Origin of the sequence: Nostoc sp. GT001 (assembly GCF_030382115.1) — a bacterium.
In the GTDB taxonomy this organism is placed as follows: domain Bacteria; phylum Cyanobacteriota; class Cyanobacteriia; order Cyanobacteriales; family Nostocaceae; genus Nostoc.
Genome location: NZ_JAUDRJ010000003.1, coordinates 3,932,115 through 3,955,451 on the forward strand (window position 1 = coordinate 3,932,115; position 23,337 = coordinate 3,955,451).

General features: G+C 40.6%; 20 protein-coding genes. 10 read left to right on the forward strand and 10 right to left on the reverse strand.

From position 1 onward, the window contains the following. Positions 1 to 67 precede the first annotated feature (67 nt). Positions 68 to 1,660, reverse strand: a complete 1,593-nt coding sequence (locus QUD05_RS19650) for a glycosyltransferase family 39 protein (protein WP_289797538.1) — start codon at positions 1,658 to 1,660, stop codon at positions 68 to 70. Between the two features lie 348 nt (positions 1,661 to 2,008). Between QUD05_RS19650 and QUD05_RS19655 the strand changes: the two genes are divergently transcribed. Both QUD05_RS19655 and modA read left to right on the forward strand, forming a co-directional pair. After that, positions 2,009 to 2,977 (forward strand): TauD/TfdA dioxygenase family protein, encoded by a 969-nt coding sequence (locus QUD05_RS19655; RefSeq protein WP_289797539.1) that lies wholly within the window; start codon positions 2,009 to 2,011, stop codon positions 2,975 to 2,977. A 163-nt stretch (positions 2,978 to 3,140) separates the two neighbouring features. Then, positions 3,141 to 3,935, forward strand: coding sequence for a molybdate ABC transporter substrate-binding protein (modA, locus tag QUD05_RS19660; RefSeq protein ID WP_289797540.1), 795 nt, complete (start codon positions 3,141 to 3,143; stop codon positions 3,933 to 3,935). A gap of 38 nt (positions 3,936 to 3,973) precedes the next feature. Here the strand turns inward: modA and QUD05_RS19665 are convergent, their stop codons facing one another. The 4 genes from QUD05_RS19665 to QUD05_RS19680 all read right to left on the reverse strand — a co-directional run bounded on the left by QUD05_RS19665 (position 3,974) and on the right by QUD05_RS19680 (position 6,251). Continuing rightward, the gene (locus QUD05_RS19665; RefSeq protein ID WP_289800019.1) at positions 3,974 to 4,531 is read right to left on the reverse strand and encodes a peroxiredoxin; all 558 of its coding nucleotides are present in this window, start codon (positions 4,529 to 4,531) and stop codon (positions 3,974 to 3,976) included. A gap of 57 nt (positions 4,532 to 4,588) precedes the next feature. Continuing rightward, entirely contained in the window at positions 4,589 to 4,831 is a 243-nt protein-coding gene (sipA, locus tag QUD05_RS19670) for a regulatory protein SipA (protein ID WP_289797541.1), read from the reverse strand. Positions 4,832 to 5,143: 312 nt separating this feature from the next. After that, positions 5,144 to 5,662: a Coq4 family protein gene (locus tag QUD05_RS19675; RefSeq protein ID WP_289797542.1), complete on the reverse strand. Its 519-nt coding sequence runs from the start codon at positions 5,660 to 5,662 to the stop codon at positions 5,144 to 5,146. Between the two features lie 70 nt (positions 5,663 to 5,732). Then, entirely contained in the window at positions 5,733 to 6,251 is a 519-nt protein-coding gene (locus QUD05_RS19680; protein ID WP_289800020.1) for a Spy/CpxP family protein refolding chaperone, read from the reverse strand. 364 nt (positions 6,252 to 6,615) lie between these two features. Here QUD05_RS19680 and QUD05_RS19685 point away from each other — a divergent pair, with 364 nt between their 5' ends. Both QUD05_RS19685 and QUD05_RS19690 read left to right on the forward strand, forming a co-directional pair. Then, complete coding sequence (locus QUD05_RS19685) at positions 6,616 to 7,881, forward strand: sensor histidine kinase (RefSeq protein ID WP_289797543.1); 1,266 nt, start codon at positions 6,616 to 6,618, stop codon at positions 7,879 to 7,881. Beyond that, positions 7,881 to 8,543: a response regulator gene (locus QUD05_RS19690; RefSeq protein ID WP_289797544.1), complete on the forward strand. Its 663-nt coding sequence runs from the start codon at positions 7,881 to 7,883 to the stop codon at positions 8,541 to 8,543. Before QUD05_RS19685 ends, QUD05_RS19690 begins: the two co-directional genes overlap by 1 nt. A gap of 209 nt (positions 8,544 to 8,752) precedes the next feature. On the opposite strand, the gene QUD05_RS19695 is transcribed toward QUD05_RS19690, so the two are convergent. Further along, complete coding sequence (locus QUD05_RS19695) at positions 8,753 to 9,178, reverse strand: nucleoside deaminase (RefSeq protein WP_289797545.1); 426 nt, start codon at positions 9,176 to 9,178, stop codon at positions 8,753 to 8,755. Between the two features lie 88 nt (positions 9,179 to 9,266). Between QUD05_RS19695 and QUD05_RS19700 the strand changes: the two genes are divergently transcribed. Further along, positions 9,267 to 10,058, forward strand: a complete 792-nt coding sequence (locus QUD05_RS19700) for an ion transporter (protein WP_289797546.1) — start codon at positions 9,267 to 9,269, stop codon at positions 10,056 to 10,058. A 120-nt stretch (positions 10,059 to 10,178) separates the two neighbouring features. On the opposite strand, the gene QUD05_RS19705 is transcribed toward QUD05_RS19700, so the two are convergent. After that, positions 10,179 to 12,320, reverse strand: a complete 2,142-nt coding sequence (locus QUD05_RS19705; RefSeq protein ID WP_289797547.1) for a serine/threonine-protein kinase — start codon at positions 12,318 to 12,320, stop codon at positions 10,179 to 10,181. A gap of 222 nt (positions 12,321 to 12,542) precedes the next feature. Between QUD05_RS19705 and QUD05_RS19710 the strand changes: the two genes are divergently transcribed. The 4 genes from QUD05_RS19710 (at position 12,543) to QUD05_RS19725 (ending at position 18,343) form a co-directional block, all read left to right on the forward strand. Further along, the gene (locus tag QUD05_RS19710) at positions 12,543 to 13,241 is read left to right on the forward strand and encodes a rhomboid family intramembrane serine protease (RefSeq protein ID WP_289797548.1); all 699 of its coding nucleotides are present in this window, start codon (positions 12,543 to 12,545) and stop codon (positions 13,239 to 13,241) included. A 315-nt stretch (positions 13,242 to 13,556) separates the two neighbouring features. Continuing rightward, positions 13,557 to 16,175 carry a PAS domain S-box protein gene (locus QUD05_RS19715; protein ID WP_289797549.1) on the forward strand — a complete coding sequence of 873 codons (2,619 nt, stop codon included), beginning with the start codon at positions 13,557 to 13,559 and terminating at the stop codon, positions 16,173 to 16,175. 222 nt (positions 16,176 to 16,397) lie between these two features. Beyond that, positions 16,398 to 17,732, forward strand: a complete 1,335-nt coding sequence (locus QUD05_RS19720) for a GTPase family protein (protein WP_289797550.1) — start codon at positions 16,398 to 16,400, stop codon at positions 17,730 to 17,732. Positions 17,733 to 17,941: 209 nt separating this feature from the next. Further along, a complete protein-coding gene (locus tag QUD05_RS19725) occupies positions 17,942 to 18,343 on the forward strand; it encodes a hypothetical protein (protein ID WP_289797551.1) in 402 nt (133 codons plus the stop codon). Here QUD05_RS19725 and QUD05_RS19730 read toward each other — a convergent pair. Next, on the reverse strand, positions 18,299 to 19,639 hold the full coding sequence (locus QUD05_RS19730; protein WP_289794346.1) for a transposase: 1,341 nt from the start codon (positions 19,637 to 19,639) through the stop codon (positions 18,299 to 18,301). The genes QUD05_RS19725 and QUD05_RS19730 overlap by 45 nt on opposite strands. Before the next feature lie 468 nt (positions 19,640 to 20,107). Then, complete coding sequence (locus QUD05_RS19735; RefSeq protein ID WP_289797552.1) at positions 20,108 to 20,692, reverse strand: hypothetical protein; 585 nt, start codon at positions 20,690 to 20,692, stop codon at positions 20,108 to 20,110. A gap of 317 nt (positions 20,693 to 21,009) precedes the next feature. Here QUD05_RS19735 and QUD05_RS19740 point away from each other — a divergent pair, with 317 nt between their 5' ends. Continuing rightward, positions 21,010 to 21,405 carry a hypothetical protein gene (locus tag QUD05_RS19740; RefSeq protein ID WP_289797553.1) on the forward strand — a complete coding sequence of 132 codons (396 nt, stop codon included), beginning with the start codon at positions 21,010 to 21,012 and terminating at the stop codon, positions 21,403 to 21,405. A gap of 460 nt (positions 21,406 to 21,865) precedes the next feature. Here the strand turns inward: QUD05_RS19740 and QUD05_RS19745 are convergent, their stop codons facing one another. After that, entirely contained in the window at positions 21,866 to 23,095 is a 1,230-nt protein-coding gene (locus QUD05_RS19745; protein WP_289797554.1) for a DUF4336 domain-containing protein, read from the reverse strand. Positions 23,096 to 23,337 lie beyond the last annotated feature (242 nt).

The following is a 23,337-nucleotide window of genomic DNA, read 5'->3' on the forward strand; positions in this document are numbered from 1 at the left end:
GCCAACTGTCTGCTTTGAGTTTCCAGCTTGCAGTCTCCCAACCCCTAGATATGCCCGTGTACTTAGTTTAATTAGATTTTGTTATTTTCCAGAGAAAGTCTTCTACCTGCTGTAACTTTGAGTTATAAACTTTTTCAACTCCAGCTTTTAAGAAATCAGACGGCTCGAACAAGAACAAAAATATGTCGCTAAAGCCATTAGTAATCTCTGGCAACTGATTTTTTCCTACAATTTGAAATTTCGCTTTTGGATCGATTAAGTTACTAAGTACTTGTAGCGGTGGAATAATATTATCCTCATCACTAATTAAAAGCGGTTTCTTTCCTTGATTAACAATATTAGCGATTTTCGGATATTCTTGGTATTTATCAGGGAATTGGTTCCACCAAATCTGCGCTTGAGAGTGAACCATGCAAGATACAACTTCGCCCATAATCACCATAAACGCTACAAGCGACCAAAACTTTTTTTGCCAAGCTTTAGTAGAAATAGACGCGATCTTAGTTGTAAATAGGTAAGCCACAGCTAACTGTATACCTAAAACTGAAGGAAGTGTATATCGACTAGTCGCAAATCGTTTTTGAAATACGAAATCTGTTATCAGTAAAGGAACCCCTAAAGATCCAATCAAGGTTAAGACAAATAACCAAACTTTTTTAGAGGTTATTCGACACACAACATAAATTGAGTAACTGATTAAAGCTAAAATAATTAAAATAAAAGGAATTAAGATAAACTTCAGTTTTTCAGGATCGTTAGGACTAGTACCTAAATCAAGAAAAGCACGACTAAAGATGCCAGCCCACCTTGTAGCTGACATAAATAATGTTTGTTTAGTATTCGCCCAAGTGACTGCTTCTGGCTGAGGATTGGTAATAATAATCCAAATCCAAGGTACAAAACTTATAAACCCCGTAAGCAATGATAGCAGATAGTAAATCGATGTTTTACTCAATCGAAAGCGTTCGATTGTAATTACATAAATTCCCTGTGCAAAAGCAACCAAGGTAAAAAATAGATGAGTATAAAACCCTATTGATAATGTTGCTACATAAATGCACCAACTAACTTTTGTTTGAAGGCGTATGGCTCGCAGCAGTGCTACGCTCGACATTAAGATGGCTACTATCCCTAAACTGTACGATCGCGCTTCTTGTGCATACACGATATGAATAGGTGAAATGGCTACTAACCCGATGGCTATCCACCCAACTAGTGAAGACTCAAATAATTCTTGACATAGCCAATAAAGACAAGGAAAGGTAAGCAGACTAATAAATGCCGAAAAACTTCTGATCGCTGCTATAGAATTGCCAAAGCACTCTACCCAAAACCTGGTCATCAAGATATATAGTGGCAATATCTGTGAGTCTTCTAAAATCAGCCCTTTAATTGTATCAATTACATTTTTTTCAGGATTAGGATACTGGTATTTATGTAAATCTTCTATGCCAATCAAACGACCATTACTTAATTGCGTTTTTATTTCCAACAGCTGATAGCCAGATATGCGTAATGATGACAAAACTTCATCACCCCAATAAATTTTTTTGTCAATATTGACGAAACGAAAAAACACACCTATTACTAATAGGATGATAATTAAAAAGCGTAACCAATATTTAGAAATAGTCCATTTCTGTGATAATTGCTTTTTCATATAGTTTTTAATCTCCTCAGAAAATATTATTATAAATACGTCTGTGAGTAGCAAAGAATATGGTTGCCCCACAGTATCCGGCATCCGTAGCTTGCTTGTCACCTCTGTTAAGAAGCTTGTTAATCTGTGTTGCGAATTTTAATTTGCCCTTGCCTGGACTAAATCGACCTTGTTCCAGCAGTCTAAAATCTGGTGAGCGCATACTACGGTAAATCGATTGATTTATAGTATGATATTTGAAATTGCGATCGCTTCCTTTGGTATGTAGCCATTAAGCGCAAGCAACATATCTAAAGTAAACGGACGAATGCGAACACCGCCCGATCGATCAAACTATGGAGAATTGAGATGAGCAACAAACACATTGAAGTCAAACAGGTAGCAGGTTTCATCGGTGCCGAAATCAGCGGCGTAGATTTGTCGCGTCCTTTGCACGATGATGCAGTCAAAGAAATTCGTCAAGCGCTATTGAAGTGGAAAGTCGTGTTCTTTCGCGGTCAAAACATCGATCATGCGGCGCAGATTGCCTTCACGGCTCGTTTCGGCGAAGTGACTTACGCACATCCCCACGAAGATGAGCCGATTGCAGGTTTCTCAGAAATCCTGCCCATTGACCGTAGCCGTTACGAGCGGCGCAATGGTCTACGCCGTTCCAGCTACGAGAGCCGTTGGCACACCGATGTCACAGCAGTTGTCAACCCACCTGCGGCGTCAATTTTACGTGCGGTTAATGTCCCTAGTTTCGGTGGTGACACACAATGGACAAATTTAGTTGCAGCTTATGAGGGTCTATCAGCACCCCTGCGGGCGTTGGCAGACACATTAAAAGCCGAACATCGCTTCAATGCGCGTTTGAATTTCCCCAGCAACAGCAAGATTGCCCAGCGTATCGCAGCCAATCCCCTGGTTTCAATCCACCCAGTAGTAAGGGTTCATCCTGAGACTGGTGAACGCGCATTGTACGTCAACCCTGGCTTCACCTCGCACATTCTTGACGTATCACGACAAGAGAGCGATCTGCTGCTTGAGTTATTCTTCAACCAGATTACCAAGCCCGCCTACACCACCCGCTTCCGCTGGAATAACGGTGACATTGCCTTCTGGGACAACCGCGCCACCTCCCATTTGGCCCCTCAAGACTTGGATCATCTGGAAGTCGAGCGCGTCCTCTATCGCACCACCATCACGGGCGATGTTCCAGTTGGGCCCGATGGTTTCCGATCGCAAGTGGTTGAAGGTGAGGCGTTCAATAGCGAACTACCAACTGTATTGAAGAACAAAACTGAGAAGCAAGAAGCAGTAGCAGCGCTTTCATAAGCTACAGAGTGGTAGACAAGGGCTGCGCTGTTCGTAGCCCAGTTTACCTACTGAAATTTTTTTAGGCAGTTTTTTACCGATATAGTTGGTTATAAGTTGGTATCTTTGGTACTATTTTACCTAGCATCAATTTTATGGAAGAAACCCTTCAAACGCCTTTTCTATGAAAAGAAGACAAATTTTTGGCTTCCTGGGTATAGCGATCGCCAGCTTGCTGCTAGCAATTGGTTTACCGTTGGTTCCTCCTTCTCCTGTAATAGCACAGTCGAACACCAGCATACTCGTGTCCGCAGCCGCCAGCTTAAAAGAGGCACTAGAAGAAATTAAGCCTTTATACCAACAAAGTAAATCAAATATCAATATTAATTATAATTTTGGAGCCTCTGGTGCATTGCAGCAACAGATTGAGCAAGGTGCGCCAGCGGATATCTTTATTTCTGCTGGTAAAAAACAAGTGGATGCTTTGGAACAAAAAGGACTATTGCTATCAGGTAGCCGTACTAACCTGGCAAATAACCGTCTAGTCTTGATTGTGGCTCAGGATGTTGTTGGCATCAATAGCTTCTACAATTTAACAGATAGTAAGATTAAAAAAATTGCGATCGGTGAACCCAGAAGCGTACCCGCTAGTCAATATGGCGAGCAAGTCTTGAAGAAATTGAAACTTTACGATCGCCTCAAGTCAAAATTGGTCTTTGCTAACAATGTGCGTCAAGTTTTAGCAGCAGTAGAAAGTGGTAACGCCGAAGCAGGTTTAGTTTATGCCACTGATGCCAAAATTTCCAACAAGGTAAAAGTCGCAGTTGCCGCTGATGATAAATTTCACTCGCCGATTGTCTATCCGCTAGCAATAATTAAAAGCAGTAAAAATCCTTCTGCTGCCAAAGAATTTGTCCAGTTTCTATCTGGCAGTGAAGCCAAAACTGTACTCAAAAAATATGGGTTTATTGTGCGTTAAAACAAGGGGCTTACGCCCCTTATCTGATTAATTGAAGTTTAAGAAGTTCTGGACTGTAATTTTTCTAGTCGTGCCAGCACTTCTGAACTGTGAATAGTTGGGTTTACTTTGACAAAAGTCTCGCGCAAGACGCCTTGAGGATCGATGATGAAACTGTGGCGCATAGATAAAAAGCCGAGCCACGAACCGTAAGCTTTACTCACTGAACCATCAGTGTCAGCCAACAGCGGGAATTTTAGTCCCTCTGAATCACAAAATTTGGCGTGAGAATCAATGTCATCGGCACTAACACCAATAATTTGAGTATTTTTTTCAAGGTATTGGGGTAAGTCTTGCTGAAAACGACGAGCCTCTATAGTACAACCAGACGTGAAGTCTTTAGGATAAAAGTACAGGACTAGCCATTTACCGCGCAAGTCAGAGAGGGAAATTTTGCCATCACCTGTGTTAGTTGGCAAAGTAAACTCTGGTGCGGGTTGATTAATTGCCGGAAGTGTACCACCCATAGCATTAGCAGTAGGGGTAAAATTCAGCCAGCTGATGACAGAAATACAGCTGGCAAATAATATGCTTAAAAAAGTGCGGCGGGAAATCATGGTGTAAACCAGAATCACAACTTTACACAAGTTTACAATTCTTGGTTGCGAGAAATCTTATTCTAAGTGAGATTCGGCAGGGGTATCTGTGCTTTCGATATATTGACTATCTAGGAGAAAGACCCCCCTAGCAAAGCGAATCCCCCAATATCCACCGGGTCTGCGGTCAATGACTATACCTTCTTCACCAATGTGAATTACATTGGGAGGGCGCAACATGGGCATAGGTTCAGCAGTTTTGACGTAGGCTGGTAGCGCCACAACACGGACTTTACTACCAATTGCGAATTCTTTCGACATGTTAATCAAGCTAGGAGTTTTGATTAACTCATAACTCAAAACGATCTTGAAAGTCTACTAAATTGAACTCAGAACTCAGCACGGGCTAAACCCTAGCTATCCGCTAACAGCACTCAAAATAGGGAAAGGGAAAGGGGATGAAGTTTTTCCCCTTTCCGCATCTTCTGCAAGAAGTCTGTTAATTTTTAACTATAGAAAACGGGGTTGCATATTTGCGGGATGATTTTACTATTTTTGTGGGATGGGCATCTTGCCCGTCTCTTCTATTTACGGGCGGGCAGGATGCGCAACCCACAAGAATCATCCCTTAATTCAGCAACGCCTAGAAAACAATGCCTGAACATCAGTCAAGGGTAAGTGCCAAAGTAACTCTGGTTGCCAAGTATCTGGGTCAAAGTGAGAGTGACAACCGCGTTGGTATGCTTGCCAAAGTCTGTCCCAGGTAAATTGTTGTCGAGAATTTAAGTTTTTATGGATGACTCGCAACAGTCCTAGTCCCAGCATCAAGTTAGTTATGCTAAATTTTGTTCCTAATAAAAATGCCTGTACTTCTGCTTCACCAATGAAGTCTGTGCCATAGCCTGTGAGAACGTGAACCCCGTCATGGAGTTGTTTACGGCGGCTACCTGTAGTAAAGGGTTTTAAATTGTGTTCATTGAGGAAGTCTGCCCAAGTTCTGCCAAAAGTGCCAGTAGGGAGGAAACGCAATTTCTCTATTTCCACAATTTGGGGAACATCTCGCCCCTGCGCTTGTGCGATGCGATCGAGTACATCTAAAACCTGTTGCAGACGAGGAGCGGAATTTGGGGAAGCCGCAAAGGGTTGCATCATAATCTATCTATTTTGGGATTGAGATGGGCGAGTACTGCCCACCCCAGAATTATTATTTTTTGAAAGATGATTATTGAGGATTGCCTTGTTGACGGCGTGATGGAGCATTTTGACGAAATTGCTCCAATTTTTGACGCTGTTCCGGGGTTAAGACTGCTTGAATCTGTTGTTTCTCAGACTCGCGGATTTGCCGCATTTGGGTTTTTTGGGCTTCAGTTAGATTTAAGTCACCAAAACCACCCTTTCCTCGACGTTGGCCGGGTTGGCGTTGACCTTGACCTGTTTGCCCTTGAGCCTTACGCGCTTGCCACTCAGCCCGACGTGCTTGTTTTGCTGCCTCTAATTTTGCTTTTTGTTCTGGGGTCAAAACTGCTTCAAATTTGGCGCGGCTATCGCGGCGAATCGTCTGAATTTGGGCTTTTTGGGTATCTGTTAGACCCAACTCTTTCCACGGACCTCTTTCTTTTTGTGGAGTTTGTGCAAGTAACAGGGGTGAAGGAGAGGCTGTTTGAGCGTGAACAGCAAAGGAGGTTGCGGTTAAAGTGAGAGCGATGGCGGAAGCAACTAGCGATAATGCTTTGAGTTTCATTACTTTTCTTGTGGGTTTTTCCTGGTTGGATGCCACCATCATAAGAACTTATCTTCAGCTGTTACATGAGGAGAAAGTCATGGTTATACCCATGACTTTAGTCATGATTGACAATAGATAGTTAAAAGTTAGAAGTTAGAAGTTAGGAGTTAGGAGTTAGGAGTTATAAATTATGAAAATTTTGATTATGATGATTTTATAAGTCATTAGTTAGCTGATTAACTAACTGTTTTGTTCTTTGAATTTACTTTTGATTTTTTACTCAGTGAAAATTGTAAGCAGTGAAATATCTGCTAAATTTTTAATTCATAACTCATAACTCATAACTCACAACTCATAACTCATAACTGGAGCAACGCGACTCATGAGTCGTCCAATTGAAATTAAGAAACATCCTTTTCCGTCTCTGCTTTATCTGGAGTGGACATTACTGGCGATCACCGCATTGACAGCTGTTATACCACCTCCGTTACGGCGTTTTCGTCCCAAGCGTCTAGAACTATCAATTTGTGGTGCATTTCCAGACTTGTCGGTTTGTAGCATATTGCCAGAACTGTCAATTTATAGTCTGATTATTTTTGCGGCAATGGGCTTAAGATTACCCAGGAAGAGCCAGACGAGTAAGGTAATATATACAGCTATTGAAATTTTATTGATTTTAATAATTGGGCTTTTTGGGGAAAGATTTGCTCGACTTTTTCCTTTTCTCTATATAATTTTAGTGACTCGCAGTTGTCTAATTTTTCAGTTAAAGGGGCGTTTATTCGTTACAGCTTTGTCATTTGCCTTATTTTTAGTTACGACACAACTAAAATATCAGTTATTCAATTTTCAAGCATCGCCACAGGCACAAGAGCGATATCGATTTTTAATTTTGAATTCGTCGCTAGTCTTTGGCTTAAGTTTAGTTTTTGTGTTGTTGATGATGAATGCAGTTTTGTCTGAACGGCAAAGTCGAGAAAAGCTAGCTCTTGCTAACGACAAACTCCGTCAATATGCCATGCAAATTGAAAATCAAGCTACTTTAGAAGAACGTAACCGCATTGCTCGTGAAATTCATGATTCATTAGGACACTCTCTGACTGCTTTAAATTTGCAATTAGAAACTGCTTTAAAACTATGGCAATCTAATCCAGGTAAGGCTGAAACATTTCTCGCAACTGCAAAGGAATTAGGTTCAAAAGCGCTAAAAGATGTTCGTCAATCTGTTTCTACTATGCGTTCTAATCCATTACAAGAACAATCTTTAGAAGATGCGATCGCTAGTCTTTCAGAAAATTTTCATCGCTTTAATGGGATATTACCAATTTATCAAATCAACCTGGATTATTCTCTACCACCTGAAATAAATACTGCTATTTACCGGATTACTCAAGAATCTTTAACTAATATATCTAAATATGCCTATGCCACAGAGGTGAAATTGGAACTGACTACGACTAAAGGCAATTTGCGATTGATAATTCAGGATAATGGTAAAGGTTTTGATGTCGGGCAAAATACTACTGGTTTTGGACTTCATAGTATGCGCGATCGCACTTTAGCACTTGGGGGTAAGTTTAATATTAATAGCGCTCTTGGCTCTGGTTGCAAAATTACAGTTAATATTCCATTAACAAGGTTAACATAATGATTAAAGTATTGCTGGTAGATGACCAAAGTTTAATTCGTCAAGGATTAAGAGCATTATTGGAGCTAGAACCAGATTTAGAAATAGTTGGAGAAGCAGAAAACGGCGAACAAGCAATTAATTTTGTTGCAGAATTTCAGCCAGATGTAATTTTGCTAGATATCAGAATGCCAATTATGGATGGAGTTGCAGCCACAAAAGAGATTCAAAAACGTTTTGCCAAAACTAAAATTTTAGTATTAACCACTTTTGATGATGATGAATATGTGTCAGCAGCTTTAAAGAATGGGGCTATGGGTTATTTATTGAAAGATACACCATCAGAAGAATTAGCTGTTGCTATTCGTGCCGTTCATAAAGGATATACGCAATTAGGCTCAGGTATAGTTAAAAAGCTGTTGACTCAATTTTCTCCTGTTGCACCAACTCATTCACCGCCTGTACCATCTAGTTTAGCTGAACTGACTCCTAGAGAAAAAGAGGTTTTGCGGTTAATTGCTACAGGCGCTAGTAACCGAGAAATTGCTCACGGACTCTACATTTCTGAGGGAACAGTGAAAAATCATGTTACGAATATTTTAAACAGATTAAATTTGCGCGATCGCACTCAAGCTGCGATTTGGGCAAATACATATTTATCGTATTTGAATGAGCCAAGTTAAATAATTCGTAATTCGTAATTTTAAGCTCTATAGCAGTCCTAAATCAGTCGTGAACAATAAGATCCCCGACTTCTTTGAGAAGTCGGGGATCTAAGTCTCTCGATTTTCACAACTCATTTAGGATTGCTATATAGCAATTCTACTTTAGTGTTGAGAATTACAACCCGTAGATTCACGATTTTAAAATAAGTCAGTAATCTAAATTCAGCTTATTTAAATAATTCCAAACATTCATTTTTTAAAACATCTTTTGTTACTTTTATTTTCCGAAATGACTTATCGATTACCTCTTCACAAGATATATTAATTTGTGATTGATTTACTGAAATTAAATCTTGAATTGAAGCACCATATATAATTTCTGATAAACCACTCCAGACACAAGCAGTTGCACACATCGGACAAGGTTCGCCAGTTGTATATATGCTATAACCTTCTAAAGAGGGATTTTTCAGTTTAGCTGTTAAACTACGAATAGCATTGATTTCTGCATGGGCTGAAGGATCGTTGTCTCTCCTCACAGTATTATGAGCTACGGCAACGACTTCGTTATCTTTAACAATCACTGCACCGTAGGGTGCATCACCTTCTTTCGCTTCTGCCAATGCTAAACGCATAAAAGATTCTGGGTTCATATAAGCTGAGATTAACATAAGGATAATGGTTAATAATATCGTATTTCTAATGTTATAACTGGGAATTAAGATGTATTAATAGTCGAATATGTTACTGAGCAGACAAGAAACAGAGTTTTACTTAGAAGACCTAGAAACACCAATAGGTAAAGCAATTAATTTAACCCTTGCCTCTTTGGTGCTGATATCATCAGGAATTTTTGTGGCAGAAACATATAATATTCCTGATTATATGCGGTTTCAGTTAAATGTAGCTGATACTGCGATCGTCATCATCTTCGCTGTGGAATATTTGCTTCGCCTGTGGAGTGCGGAAAACAAAATTAAGTATATTTTTAGCTTTTATTCGATTATTGACTTAATGGCAATTCTGCCATTTTTTCTAGGCATGGTGGATATTAGCTTTATCCGACTATTACGATGGTTTCGGATTTTACGATTAATTAGATTTATAGATAGGAAATTTTTATTCGCCAGTGTCAGCACCGAAGATGGAATGATTTTTGCGCGAATATTATTTACATTATTTGCAATTGTTTTTATTTACTCTGGCTTAATTTATCAAGTCGAGCATCCGGTTAATCCTCAAAATTATGGTACTTTTTTGGATGCATTCTATTTTTCTGTTGTCACAATGACAACTGTAGGATTTGGTGATGTTATTCCAATTTCGGAAACAGGACGCTTGCTAACAGTATTGATGATTTTTACCGGAATTGCACTGATTCCTTGGCAAGTAGGCGATTTAATTAAGCGAGTGGTGAAAACTGCTAATCAGGTAGAAATAGTTTGTTCAGGTTGTGGTTTAGCTTTCCATGATGTAAATGCTGGGTTTTGTCAGAGGTGCGGGACTAAGTTACCTAGTCGCAGGATTGATTAAACATCTGGTGAAATTAAATATGCATTATCCACAATCCTTGGAGAGATGTAGCACTGCTACGTCTCTCCATTCTTTTTAACTCCTATAGGATATCTCCCTTGATGAAAACCCAGGTTCAGTTTAGGGCGTCGTCTGCGGTGGATTGGTGGAATTAGGAAATGGAAGAGTTGGTACAATTACAGGTACAGGTACAGGTTTTGCTTTTTCGCCTTGCAGTTGAATTTTGGCTTGATTGCGACCGTCTATTGCTTGTTGGTAATTAGGCTTGTATTTTATTGCTCGATCGTAAGAAGCGATCGCATCCTGATACCGTTTCAAATTTAATAGGGCATTGCCTCTACTATACCAGCTTTCAGAATGGTCTACTTTATAACGAACTGCCTTATTATAAGACGCGATCGCATCTTCGTATTTCTGTAATATGTATTGTGAATTCCCTAAATTATACCAGAGTTGATAGTCATTTTGCTTAAGTGTTGCCGCTTTATTATAAGCTTTTATTGCTTCTTCATAGCGTTTATTTTGATGCAGCGACCATCCCAAATTATACCATGCTTGATAACTTCTCGGACTGTATTTAATTACTTGATTAAAAGATTCAATCGCTTCTGGATAACGTTGTAGATTCAGCAGTATATTACCTCTAGACATCCAAGCTTGGTAATAATCTGGTTGATATTGCACCGATTTATCATAAGCTGCAAATGCATCTTGATAGCGTTTTAAATTGACTAGTGCATTCCCCAAATTATACCAGGCTTGCTCGTAGTCTGGTTTTAAATCGACGACTTTTTGATAGGCTGCGATCGCTTCTTCATATTGCCGAGAATTCTGCAAAGCTAATCCTTTTTTATACCAAGCTTCGTAATTATCTGGTTTGAGTTCAATTGCCTTTTCATAAGATTTAATTGCTTGATCGTATTGGTCTAAATTACTGAAAGCTTCACCTTTAGCATTCCAGACTTCTGAGTTGTCATTCTTTAATTCTAAGGCTTTATCAAAAGAGGCGATCGCTTCTTGATATCGCTGTAAATTTCCCAATACAGTACCACGTCCAATCCAAGCATCTAAATAATCGGGCTGAATTTGAATTGCTTTATCATACGCCACTAATGCATCTTTGTATTTTCTTAATTTATTTAGTGTTTTGCCTTGACCATTCCAACCTTGAGCATAATCTGGTCTAAGATTAACGGCTTTTTCATATACTTCTAGCGCGTCTTGATAGCGTTGTAAATCAAAAAGCGTATTTCCTTGTTTAGATAATTCTATAGCATTATTTGAATTAATGTAATGCCAAATAAATATTGATGCTACTCCCCCAATAGCAATAAAAAATATTGTTAGTAAAACTTTACTTAAAATACCTTTTTTTGGTTTAGGTTTGTTGATATTTTTTGGTGGAGGAGGAGGAGTTAACGCTATTGTTTGGGTGGGTGGTTGTCTTAACTCTTTCAGCGCTTGTAATGCCACCGTTGCCGAAGGATAGCGTTGCCGAAAATCGTAGCAGACCATTCTATCTAAGAATTTAGCAAATTCTGGTGTTACCGTGGCTTTGTCATGCCAGATAATTTCATTAGTATCAGCATCTTTTACTATTTCCTCTGGTGATAATCCAGTGAGAGCTTGAATAGCAATTATTCCCGCAGCATAGATATCACTACTTAATTTTGGCGTACCATGAGCTTGTTCGCCAGGAATATATCCAGGCGTACCAATAGCTACTGTTGCGATAGTTTGGCCTTGGGGAGTAATAACTTGAGTTGCAATTTGTTTAACTGCACCAAAATCAATTAAAATTAATTTGCCATCTGGTTGGCGTCTGAGGATATTGTGGGGATTGACATCACGATGAATTACATTCTGTTGATGGACAAATTCTAAGATTGCTAAAAGTTCTTGTAAAAGTGAAATAACTTCTTCTTGACTGAGGATTTTACCTGATGTTAATTCTTGACTCAGGTTATGACCTTCGATTAATTCCTGTACAAGATAGAATTCGGCATTTTCCTCAAAATAAGCTAGAAGTTGGGGAATGCGATCGTGAGTTCCTAATTTATACAGAACTTGTGCTTCCGTATCAAATAAACGCCTAGCTGTTTCCAAAGTTACCGGATCGCTGGCCTGGGGTTTGAGTTTCTTAACAACACATAGAGGTGAACCAGGTAATTGGGTATCACAAGCCACAAAAGTTTCACCAAAACCCCCACCTCCCAAGTTACTAATAATTTGGTATCTTCCTACAAGTGTGTTTCCTAGCATCTTGTTTGCCTAGTTAAGTGCGATGCGATCTGATTTCAATCTTGCCACAGGTTAAGGGGAAGTGAGGCAGGGGAGCAGGGGAGGCAGAGGAGGCAGGGGAGCAGGGGAGTAATGAGTAATGAGTAATGAGTAATGAGTAATGAGTTGGAGCAGGGGAAGAAGAATTATTGACAAATGACAAATGACCAATGACCAATGACCAATGATTAATGACAAATTTATATGATTCCAATTAGTGATAATATTCGTTGTCGAAGTAAGCCAATTATTAATTACTGGTTGATTGCCATTAACCTGGCTGTATTTTTATGGGAACTTCAACTAGAGTTTAGCGGTCAATTAGGCTATTTTGTGAATACTTGGGGTATGATTCCAGCGCAGATTAGTGGAGCAGTTACCAATGCTCTCTTTTTCAACTCTGCTGCTTGGATAGTTGTCATTTGGCGGGTATTTACTCTATTCTTTGGTATATTTCTGCATGGCAGTTTTAGTCAAATATTAGGAAATTTACTATTTTTGTGGGTTTTTGGGAAAACTGTCGAAAATATTCTAGGACATGGACGCTATCTAGGGTTTTATCTGGCTGCTGGTGTAATGACAGGGGTAATACAAATTCTGCTTGAACCGAGTTTGACAGTTCCATTGATTGGGGGCAATGGTGCGATCGCAGCTATTTTAGGAATATACGTTATGAAGTTTCCTAAAGCTAAAATTGATACTGTTTTGCCGCTAATAATCTTGTATATCCCTATCCAACTACCAGCCTTTATATATATATTTTGGTGGTTTGTTCAACAATTTTTTTATGGTATCGGTAGTTTAAATATTCCTCCTGTTGGCGTAAATCAATCGGGTGTTGTCTTCTTAGGTCAGGTTGTGGGATTATTAATTGGTGCAGCTTTCATTCGATTTAAGAGATAAACTTTTTTATTTAACTATCTAGCTATTTTTTAGGGTGGGCACTATTAACTAACTGATGTCATGAAGCTCAATTTTGATTTTTTTGATAGTGCTTACCCTACATTTATCGAAACTAATATATACCTTTTGGCTGAAATTACTCAACTGTTTTTGCTTAATAGTAAAGTATTCAAATAGTAAAATGATAATTGTAATTATTTTTTAATCTTTATGTAACCTTTGATAGATTACATTTGATAGTTAAAAAAATCATAGATTAAACTAGGGGATACTTACTCTTCAAATCGATATTGTGAAATATTAGCGGTGTACAATATGCAAAATATTAATAAAATAAACTTTCAACTCACTGATGAATTAGTAGTTTTGCAGCAGCGAGTAGCTGAGTTAGAGCAATCAGAAAGATTTTATCAACAAAGGCAAGCAGCACTTGAGGAACAATTAACAGAACTCAAAAGAAAGCTGCCAGGAGAAGCAGAAAATCCTTACATTGAAGTTAAGGAAACATCTGTACATCTCAATCTGCCAACAGAGGTAGCAGTAATTTTAGAGCAACTCCAACAAGAAAGTGCGGTGCGTCAGCAGTTAGAAGTACTTCTCAGAGAGAGTGAAGAACGGCTGAGGCTAACTCTAGATGTATCTCAGATGGGTTTATGGGACTGGAATATTGTTACCAATCAAGTCATCTGGTCAGAAAATTATAAACTGCTTTTTGGTGTACTTCCAAGTAGTTCTGATAGTCCTTATGAGACGTTTCAAAAGTTCGTTCATCCTGAAGATAGCCAATCTGTAATGCAAGCGATCGCTCACGCTTTGGCACAAAAGACTGACTACAATGATGAATTTCGTATAGTTCGCTCAGACGAAAGTACACATTGGATTTCTGCCAACGGAAAATTTATCTATAACGCTCAAGGACAAGCGGTGCGAATGATCGGTGTTTGTATGGAAACTACTGTGTGTAAACAGGCAAAAGAAAGTACTCGCGAACTCACAACACAAGTCCAAGAACAGGCAAATATTTTAAATGCCATTCTCACCGCCTCAGTCGATCATATTTATATTTTTAATCGCCAAGGTTGCTATGAGTATGTCAGCCGTGATGGAGCAACTATACTAGGTTTAAATCCCCAAGATATTATCGGCAAAACGTTGCCACAACTGGATTTACCCGCAGACCTAATCACGCAGGTAGATCATCAACGAGAAGCTGTGATGAAAACTGGACAGCCGCTCAAAGATGAGTGTAAATATGTTTCTCGTGATGGCGTACATTATTATGAATATATTCTCACACCATTACGAAATGCTGACCAAACTATTGAAGGCGTAATTACTGTTTCTCGCGATATTACCGAACACAAACGCGCAGAAAAATCATTACGCGAAAGTGAAGCACGATTTCGGCGTTTGTTTGAATCTAACTTGATTGGGGTCGCTTTTTGGAATGTGCATGGTTTTGTGATTGATGCCAATGATGCCTTTCTGCAACTAGCTGGTTACACTCGTGATGAGTTTGCTACTTTAGGCAGAATTAATTGGAAAGAACTTACTCCTGTTGAGTATCAGGATTTAGACGATCGCGCCATTTTGGAAGTGCAAACCACTGGAATTTCTAAAATTTACGAGAAAGAATATATCCATCGCAACGGCAAGCGAGTACCGATTGTTTTGGGGATAGCTTTGCTGAATGACTCTCAAGAACATGGTGTTGCTTTTGTACTGGACATCACCGAGCGTAAATTAGCTGAACAAGAATGCGATCGCCTACTAGAGTGCGAAAAGGCAGCACGACAACAAGCAGAAATCGCCAACAAAATTAAAGATGAATTTCTGGCGGTTCTCTCTCACGAACTGCGAACCCCACTCAACTCCATTCTGGGATGGTCGAAAATGCTGCGGACTCGCAAATTTGATGAAAAAACTACTCATCACGCCTTAGAAACCATTGAACGCAATGCAAAGTTACAAACCCAGCTAATTGAAGATTTGTTGGATGTATCGCGCATTCTCCAAGGAAAATTAAACTTGAATATCTGTCCAGTCAGCTTGGTAATGGTAGTTGAAGCAGCGCTAGAAACAGTAAAACTAGCAGCACAAGCCAAGTCAATTCAAATTCAGACCTTATTTGATACCAATTTGGGACAAGTGATGGGCGACCCAAATCGGCTGCAACAAGTTGTGTGGAACTTGCTTTCTAATGCGGTAAAATTTACACCAACAGGAGGACGAGTGGAAATTCGACTCATGGAAGCTGATAGTCAGGCTCAAATTCAGGTCAGCGATACAGGTAAGGGAATTAGCCTAGATTTTTTGCCTTACGTGTTCGATTACTTTCGCCAAGCTGATGGCACAACTACACGGACATTTGGTGGGCTAGGTTTAGGACTAGCGATCGTGCGTAAAGTTGTAGAAATGCATGGGGGAAATGTTCAAGCCGAAAGTCTTGGAGAAGGACTGGGTGCAACCTTCAGTGTCGAGTTACCGCTTTTAGTTAGAAGCGAACAGGTTCGGGGTGAAGAGAATCAGTCTTCATATTCTGAGCCGGAATCCTCACTACTTGCAGACACTCAAGTTTTGGTAGTGGACGATGAACCAGATATCCGCGATTTAGTTACCTTTATATTGCAAGACTACGGCGTGCAAGTAACTGCCGTATCATCAGCACAAGAAGCACTACAAGCACTATCTGAGTCGATACCAGATGTTTTAATTAGTGATATTGGAATGCCAAAAACAGACGGTTATATGCTGATGCGGGAAGTGCGATCGCGATCGCCAGGGCAAGGAGGAAACGTACCAGCGATCGCTCTGACAGCCTATGCAGGGGAAATGAATCAGCAGCAAGCATTAGCCGCAGGATTTCAAATGCATATTTCCAAACCAGTCGATCCAGATGAATTGGTACAAGCGATCGCTGATTTGATAAAGTAGTCATTCGCTCATATTTATAACACTAGGGACTGACAAATAAAAAAACATCCCAAATTCTCTTGTGGGATGGGTGTCCCCACCCGTCCTCTATTTAGGGCGGGCAGGATGCCCACCCCACAAGATGGATAATTTATTTCTTGTCAGTCCCCTACTAAAGGTACTAGTTATCCCTTTGAGAATCGCTATAAGATGACAAAAAGGGTCTTCTAGATTGGGATGAAAATGACTGAGCAACGTGATGCTGACTTACCGCCAACTGATTCTCAGCAATTGAGCGAACCGACCGACAAAACGATTACCAAGTCGGTCGATAATTCCTGGACAAATCAGATTGGTGGTGTCTGGAACAAAGCAACAACACGTCTTACCCAACTCCTACCCGTAGAACAAGTGGCACAGACAGTTGTGGACTGGTTTAGTGTGAGTGATACTCAGGTTGCAGAGATTTTAGAGAAAATCCGAGCCGAACTGCCAACCACAGAAGCCCTCTTAATTGGTAAACCTCAAGCCGGAAAAAGTTCTATTGTCCGCGGATTGACGGGAGTTGCTGCTGAAATTGTCGGTCAAGGATTTCGCCCACACACACAACACACCCAGCGCTATGCTTATCCATCCAATGACCTGCCGTTACTGATTTTTACGGATACGGTGGGATTGGGTGATGTAAAACAAGATACTCAAACAATTATTCAAGAGTTGGTTGGCGATTTACAACAGGAAACTCGTTCCGCCAGAATCCTGCTTTTGACCGTTAAAATCAATGATTTTGCAACTGATACCCTACGACAAATTGCTCAACAGTTGCGCCAGAAGTATCCAGACATTCCCTGTCTGCTGGTAGTCACCTGCTTGCACGAAGTTTATCCTGGCAATACCGTCGATCATCCCACTTATCCGCCAGATTATGAAGAAGTCAACCGCGCATTTGCGGCAATGCAACAAGCCTTTGCCGGAATAAGCGATCGCTCTGTACTCATTGACTTTACCTTAGAAGAAGATGGCTACACTCAAGTATTTTATGGTTTAGAAGCACTGCGAGATTCCTTAGCAGAACTACTCCCACAAGCAGAAGCCCAAGCGATTTATCAGCTATTAGATCGAGAAGAAGTTGGGAAGCAAATTGGCAATCTTTACCGAGATGCTGCACGCCGTTATATTTTGCCATTTGCGATCATGTCTGCAACTCTAGCGGCTGTACCTCTGCCATTTGCGACAATGCCCGTACTCACTGCCTTGCAAGTATCAATGGTGGGACTGTTGGGTAAATTATATGGACAGACAGTTACTCCATCTCAGGCGGGAGGCGTTGTGAGTGCGATCGCAGGTGGTTTTTTAGCACAGGCAATTGCACGGGAGTTAATTAAATTTATACCAGGTATTGGGAGTGCGATCGCCGCTTCTTGGGCAGCCGCTTATACTTGGGCACTAGGCGAAGCAGCCTGTGTTTACTTTGGCGATTTAATGGGAGGTAAGAAACCCGATCGCCAGAAAATTCAGTTGGTGATGCAAGAAGCATTTAAGGCAGCGCAAGAAAGGTTTAAGGAAATTAAACGTTAGGAGGAGTTGCAATCCGGTTCGGGTGATTACAATATCTGAAGGCTACGGTGTACACACAAGTCAAATTACCCCCCTTAATCAATATCGGTGGCTAATCATATTTTCAGTTTTCAGGACTTACATTATTTATTAGTGTTGAATGTTTCTGGTATTTATTGATTTTAATTTAATTAATGCAAAGTATAACTGAATCAAAAAGGAAGTCAGAAATGGTTAATACTTTGACTGATTGTCAAATTAAAAAGGCAACAAACCGTTTTGTTATTAGTACTGCGGCAATGGCTGTTGCTTGCAGTAGCATTGCTTTAACTCCAGCTAATGCTAATGCCGTTATTCGTGATTATTCATGCAGTAAAGGAGGTTTTACAGGCACAATTGAAATCGATTACAATCAAGGCTTAGGCGGAAGAATAGGTTCAATAATCAGAATCAACTATAAAATTAACAAGGGAAAAAATAGGGGCGGTAATAAAGCAAATGTTGGTTATAGTGACGGAGGAACCCTACCCATTAAAAAATTCTATACTGGAGATGCAGGTATCCAAGATAACAATACCTCTGCCAATTTACGAGGGTTCAACGCCAGTGGAAACGGGATGAATACGTCCTAAAGAAGTAAGCTTGGCAAAAATCTGGGTTAATAAAATAGGCTCAGGGATTTCGGGAAGCATTTTTAACATTTCACGAACATATCGAAAACCACGATGGTAAGCCTTAAGGTCAATAATGCCAGAACCGGGATTGAGTTGCTGGAAATCAGCGAGAAGATGGTGGGATAAATTGACCATAAAAAATGCTAAATTAGAAGCATTAGTCACGGCAGTTTGGCTCAGGTTCATAAAATCTTCCAATCCCCAAAACTGCTTGGCATCCCTAAAATTAAACTCGATTTGGAAACGGAGTTTGTAATAGTCGATAATTTTTTCAAATGACAGAGTTAGGTCGCTAGAAAAAATAATTACATGGCTGCAAGCATTAGTTTTAAGATTGGTTTTGACCAAAATCACTACATTGAGAGCTTGGGCAAATTCTTTGTGAATAAGAGTGGCTTGATAAATATCAGTTTGAATATCATCCTCAATAGCACTTTTACATAAGTATTTGTCAGGTATATTACGATAGTCTAGCTTATCACCGTATTTACGACGAGAGCGCTTACTGGAGTCAGGATTTTCATAAGGGAAGTATAATGCTGAATCATGGCGCAATTTGGAAATTATCTGCAAGTTGACAAGACGTGCCATCTGCAAAGCATTGTTGTTACCAAAATGACCATCTACTACCAAGTAGGTGAGGGAAATAGAGTTAGCTAATAACTTGAATAGTGAACCAATCATTTTCTGAATTAGTATTAATTCAGATGTTAATATCACTTCCTTTTTATTTTTGTTTTTACTTCCTTTTGGTCGTCCACGCCCACGCTTTTCTTTTTTGTTTGGTTTTTCGATTGTCGAGGTACTTTTTGTTTGAGTATCTTTCTTTATTACCTGTTCTATCTGAATCGGAAACGAGTGCCTCTGTTCAACACTCACTAATGATAATACAAAGAAAGATAATCCTGATATCGGTTTATTGGCTAGGCTAGAAAAGAATCTATCTAATCCATAAGTCTTTTTACCCGATTTACTGACTACAACTTCATCTCCTGCAAGCAAATATACCTCATTCGCACGGAACAAATGCTTGCGGAAAAATAGCCAAAACAATGTAGCCCAAGGTATTACTGTATGAAAAAACCGCAACATCGTCCGATAACTACCACCAATGCCTGCCCAACGGGAAATTCCCAACATCGTGACTCGTCCGCTCATCGCTAACATAGCCAGGATTATCTGGTTCAATTGCCGCATCGTCGTAGCGTTTATCTGCGGTAGCAAGCATTGTAGCAGTGATAAGATATCGGACATGGGCTGATTGTAGTTTTTGAGTTGTCGTTGTGAGAGACAATAACTCTACTACATCGGCCCTCTCTCCTCATCCTCTTATTTTGGCTAAGGTATTGAGATAATAAATGGCATTACTTGGGTGGCAGCTATTCACGAGGTAGTGGTAGTATCTCTGCTAGGTTTGTTTTTGATAAAAGCTTCGCTTCCGATCCTAGTTGTACAGTGAAAATTTCATCCTACTAAAGTACGTATAATGCCGAATCATGGCGTAACTTGGAAATGCAGAAATTGCCCGTGCTATTCAGGATGTGGACAACAAGTAAGCTAATTAGCATTCAAGTTGCATAATCTGGGCGCTCATGTTGCCCACCCCACAACATATTGAGAAAATTTTCATCTGCAAATTAGATGTGTTTAGCTTACCAATAGTGCGATCACCTACAGAAGCTTTGACTACGCAACAATATCCATCAATATGCCGTTTTGCGTCTACGCACTCCCCAACAAACTGAAGCAATCTTTAGGTTCACGGGAGCGGTCTTCGGGTTCACGGGAACGGTCTCCGGGTTCACGGGAACGGTCTCCGGGTTCATGGGAGCGGTTTTTGGGTTCACGGGAGCGGTCTCCGGGTTCACGGGAGCAGTCTCCGGGTTCACGGGAGCAGTCTCCGGGTTCACGGGAGCGGTCTCCGGGTTCACGGGAGCGGTCTCCAGGTTCACGGGAGCGGTTTTTGGGTTCACAGGAGCGGTCTCCAGGTTCACGGGAGCAGTCTCCGGGTTTACGGGAACGGTCTTCCTGAGTTTTCACGTCATGTGGAAAAGCCAACGGAAAACCTAACCCCCCAGCCCCCTTCCCTTGTAGGGAAGGGGGAGAAATCAAAGCCTCTCTCCTTGTAGGGGAGAGGTTTGGAGAGGGGTTTTCCAGATCCCGTGAAAAGTCAGAACGGTCTTTGGCTTCACGGGAGCAGTCTCCCTTAAAACTTTTATCGAAACAGAATTCAGGAGTCAGGAGGATTCTGACTCCTGTTAGCGGATAGCTAAGGTTTACCCATTCTGATACTATAAAAATCAACATCTATTGACATTCTCACCGACCTAAAGGCGCGGTGATTCTGGAGTAATAAGTAATAAGTAATAAGTAATGAGTAAATACCCATTTTTCATCCACTCATTACTCATTACTCCTTACTCATTACTTTAAAGCATTGTGTGAAGCACGGGGCTTCTCTACGAGACGCTTCGCGAACAGACCCAAATATGTGGTGATGAAATACCGGAAAATTACTGGTATCACCTCAAAAGTTGATTAGAAAAAATTGTGAGTTACCCTGAGCCGAAATGCAGTTTAAATAAGGCAAGCTAGCTCTATAAGTATCTTAAAGAAATAAATTTATGTCTCGTCTAAAACGCACATCCCGCATTTTAGAAAAAGCTCAGTTAAGATCTGCCGGATTAAAATCAATTGTTCCAAGCATCAAATTTGATGAAAATTCTAGTCTGGAAAAATTGATTGAGTCAATTGAGCAGTTACATAACAAACTTGATGTTTATAATACTGCTCTTTCTATGGTTGACTCTTCTAGAACTGAAATTGAAGAGATGGAAAAAAACTTGAGTCAGCTTTCTGAGAAAATGCTGATGGTGGTTGCTATCAAGTACGGCAAAGACAGCCGCGAATATGAGATGGCAGGTGGTGTCCGCAATAGCGATCGCATCCGCAAAATCAGGTCGAGCCGCTTGAAAAATGTTGCAGAACAAGCATCAGATGAGAATGCTAAAACTGTATAGTAGTGGTGCAGCCCAGTAAATTAAGCTTGCCGACTTATTTAGGAAACTCCAAGAAATCAATTATCCAATATAGCGTTTCCTAATCACATGAGGTACATCTTAGCCTCCTCTCGAAGAGCGGCTACGGTGTACACACATCTCTCTACAAAACCATAATGTTGTAGATCCTCCTAAATCCTCCTTAAAAAGGAGGACTTTGAGAGGTTTTTGCCCCCCTTTTTAAGGGGGGTTGGGCTGGGGGGGATCAAAAGCTTATGGGGCAACTCTTAAAGACTTGTGTGTACACCGTAGCGAAGAGCGGGGAGGGGGTTGGGGGTGGGGTTCTTGTACCTCACTCAACTGAAAACCGCTATATTGTGGGGTGGGCAACATGAGCGCCATATAAACTGGGCTCTCGTGTCGCCCACCCCACAGGAGTTAATTGGATATTTTTTTATTTGGAAGTCCCTTATTTTTACTCTTACACCTTCTCCTTGGCTGCTGGCACAATGCCAAACTTATTTAAACCTGCATCGATTTCCCTAAGTGCTTTAAAATCCTCTTCTGGTAAAGGATAGCTGCTACTACCGAACAAACCCCCACTGACAGCAGGCTGTTTTTCCAAAAAAGAGAAAGCTTGGCGAAACTGATGCGGTTTAGCTTTAATTGGTGAATCAAAATGGCAAGAAATAATTCGCTCGAAGTCCCAACTTGCAACTTTATCAGCCCAGTCAATGGTTTCTTGTGGTGCGCGGTTGAGAATCAACGTTTGTAAAATTGGTGCGACAAACAAACGCCCATCACCTCGCAGGGCATCAAACGATCGCTGCCAATCTGACTGCCATTTAAAGGGATATAATCCAAAATAAGCTTTCCTTGAGCGTTCTGGAGCTTTCAAGGCATCTTGCAATACCTGACTCCATTGGCGTATATCTAATGCCCTTGGTTGAAAATACAAAGCAAACAAACAGATGCGCTGCCAACCCTTACGGCGATTTGCCTGACTATCTACAACAATATCAGAAGCATAATCCTTGGCATGGAATAATAAAGGATATGAATCTAAGAGAACGATCGCAGGTGGATCTTCTGGGATCGAAAGTACAGAATCCGTGACTAATAGAGTATGCGATCGCTTGTGGAAAAAAGCAACTTCCGCAAACCTACCAGGGCTCAAGACGATGGGGCCCAGCATTGCATAATCAAACTCGTCAGCAAAGGGTGTTTTGCTACTATCTTCTGGAAGTACTTGAGTTCGTTTTGGGGGTAAGCCAAGCCAGCTAAGGGGAAGATTTAGCGGAAAACTCCACTGATGGGGAGCTACAAACACCTGTGCAGTCGGAAAGTATCTGGCGAAGGGGCCAACAAAAACTTTGTGTTCTATACCAGAGATAGTTGGCAGAATGATGTACTTAATGCTTCCATATTTCGCTACCAACTCATTCATAAGTCTGATGCACTCTGGGGTTGGTGCAACAGGCGCATAGACGAGCAGTCCGTCGGTTTCCAGCTTCACAACAGTCATGCGAATCGGGACAACAACGTAGAAAATGCCTTGAATCTGATCAAAATTCCAGATTGTGTCTTTAAGCACTTCTTGACGAATTGTCTGCCGCCTACCATAGGGGTAGAGTGGCACAACAGGCCATAATCCCCAGGAAAAATCCTTTGGATGAATCTGTTGTGTATTGACTATGCGTTCATCAGCCACTCTGCAACCCCCTCCAAATTCCCAATACTCAAATTGTTTTTAGCAAATTGTTGAGATAATAATACCAATTTGTAATTCGCAATACTTGCCAAAGGTAAGAAGTAAGCTACGTAATTAGTAATTCGTAATTAAGAGGGGTTATATTTAATCTGGATTTCCAGCTTTGCATCTGTAGATTTTTTTGCAAATGGTATTACCAAAAGGAGATGTTACGGCACTGGGGTTCTTTTTATGCGTCTTCA

Coding starts and splice junctions, on each gene's coding strand:
- QUD05_RS19735 (WP_289797552.1), bottom strand. CDS start 20,692: ATGTTGATTTTTATAGTATCAGAATGGGTAAACCTTAGCTATCCGCTA.
- QUD05_RS19725 (WP_289797551.1), top strand. CDS start 17,942: ATGGTTAATACTTTGACTGATTGTCAAATTAAAAAGGCAACAAACCGT.
- sipA (WP_289797541.1), bottom strand. CDS start 4,831: ATGTCGAAAGAATTCGCAATTGGTAGTAAAGTCCGTGTTGTGGCGCTA.
- QUD05_RS19740 (WP_289797553.1), top strand. CDS start 21,010: ATGTCTCGTCTAAAACGCACATCCCGCATTTTAGAAAAAGCTCAGTTA.
- QUD05_RS19695 (WP_289797545.1), bottom strand. CDS start 9,178: ATGAACCCAGAATCTTTTATGCGTTTAGCATTGGCAGAAGCGAAAGAA.
- QUD05_RS19705 (WP_289797547.1), bottom strand. CDS start 12,320: ATGCTAGGAAACACACTTGTAGGAAGATACCAAATTATTAGTAACTTG.
- QUD05_RS19690 (WP_289797544.1), top strand. CDS start 7,881: ATGATTAAAGTATTGCTGGTAGATGACCAAAGTTTAATTCGTCAAGGA.
- QUD05_RS19730 (WP_289794346.1), bottom strand. CDS start 19,639: ATGTCCGATATCTTATCACTGCTACAATGCTTGCTACCGCAGATAAAC.
- QUD05_RS19715 (WP_289797549.1), top strand. CDS start 13,557: ATGCAAAATATTAATAAAATAAACTTTCAACTCACTGATGAATTAGTA.
- QUD05_RS19700 (WP_289797546.1), top strand. CDS start 9,267: ATGTTACTGAGCAGACAAGAAACAGAGTTTTACTTAGAAGACCTAGAA.
- modA (WP_289797540.1), top strand. CDS start 3,141: ATGAAAAGAAGACAAATTTTTGGCTTCCTGGGTATAGCGATCGCCAGC.
- QUD05_RS19720 (WP_289797550.1), top strand. CDS start 16,398: ATGACTGAGCAACGTGATGCTGACTTACCGCCAACTGATTCTCAGCAA.
- QUD05_RS19665 (WP_289800019.1), bottom strand. CDS start 4,531: ATGATTTCCCGCCGCACTTTTTTAAGCATATTATTTGCCAGCTGTATT.
- QUD05_RS19680 (WP_289800020.1), bottom strand. CDS start 6,251: ATGAAACTCAAAGCATTATCGCTAGTTGCTTCCGCCATCGCTCTCACT.
- QUD05_RS19685 (WP_289797543.1), top strand. CDS start 6,616: ATGAGTCGTCCAATTGAAATTAAGAAACATCCTTTTCCGTCTCTGCTT.
- QUD05_RS19655 (WP_289797539.1), top strand. CDS start 2,009: ATGAGCAACAAACACATTGAAGTCAAACAGGTAGCAGGTTTCATCGGT.
- QUD05_RS19710 (WP_289797548.1), top strand. CDS start 12,543: ATGATTCCAATTAGTGATAATATTCGTTGTCGAAGTAAGCCAATTATT.
- QUD05_RS19650 (WP_289797538.1), bottom strand. CDS start 1,660: ATGAAAAAGCAATTATCACAGAAATGGACTATTTCTAAATATTGGTTA.
- QUD05_RS19675 (WP_289797542.1), bottom strand. CDS start 5,662: ATGATGCAACCCTTTGCGGCTTCCCCAAATTCCGCTCCTCGTCTGCAA.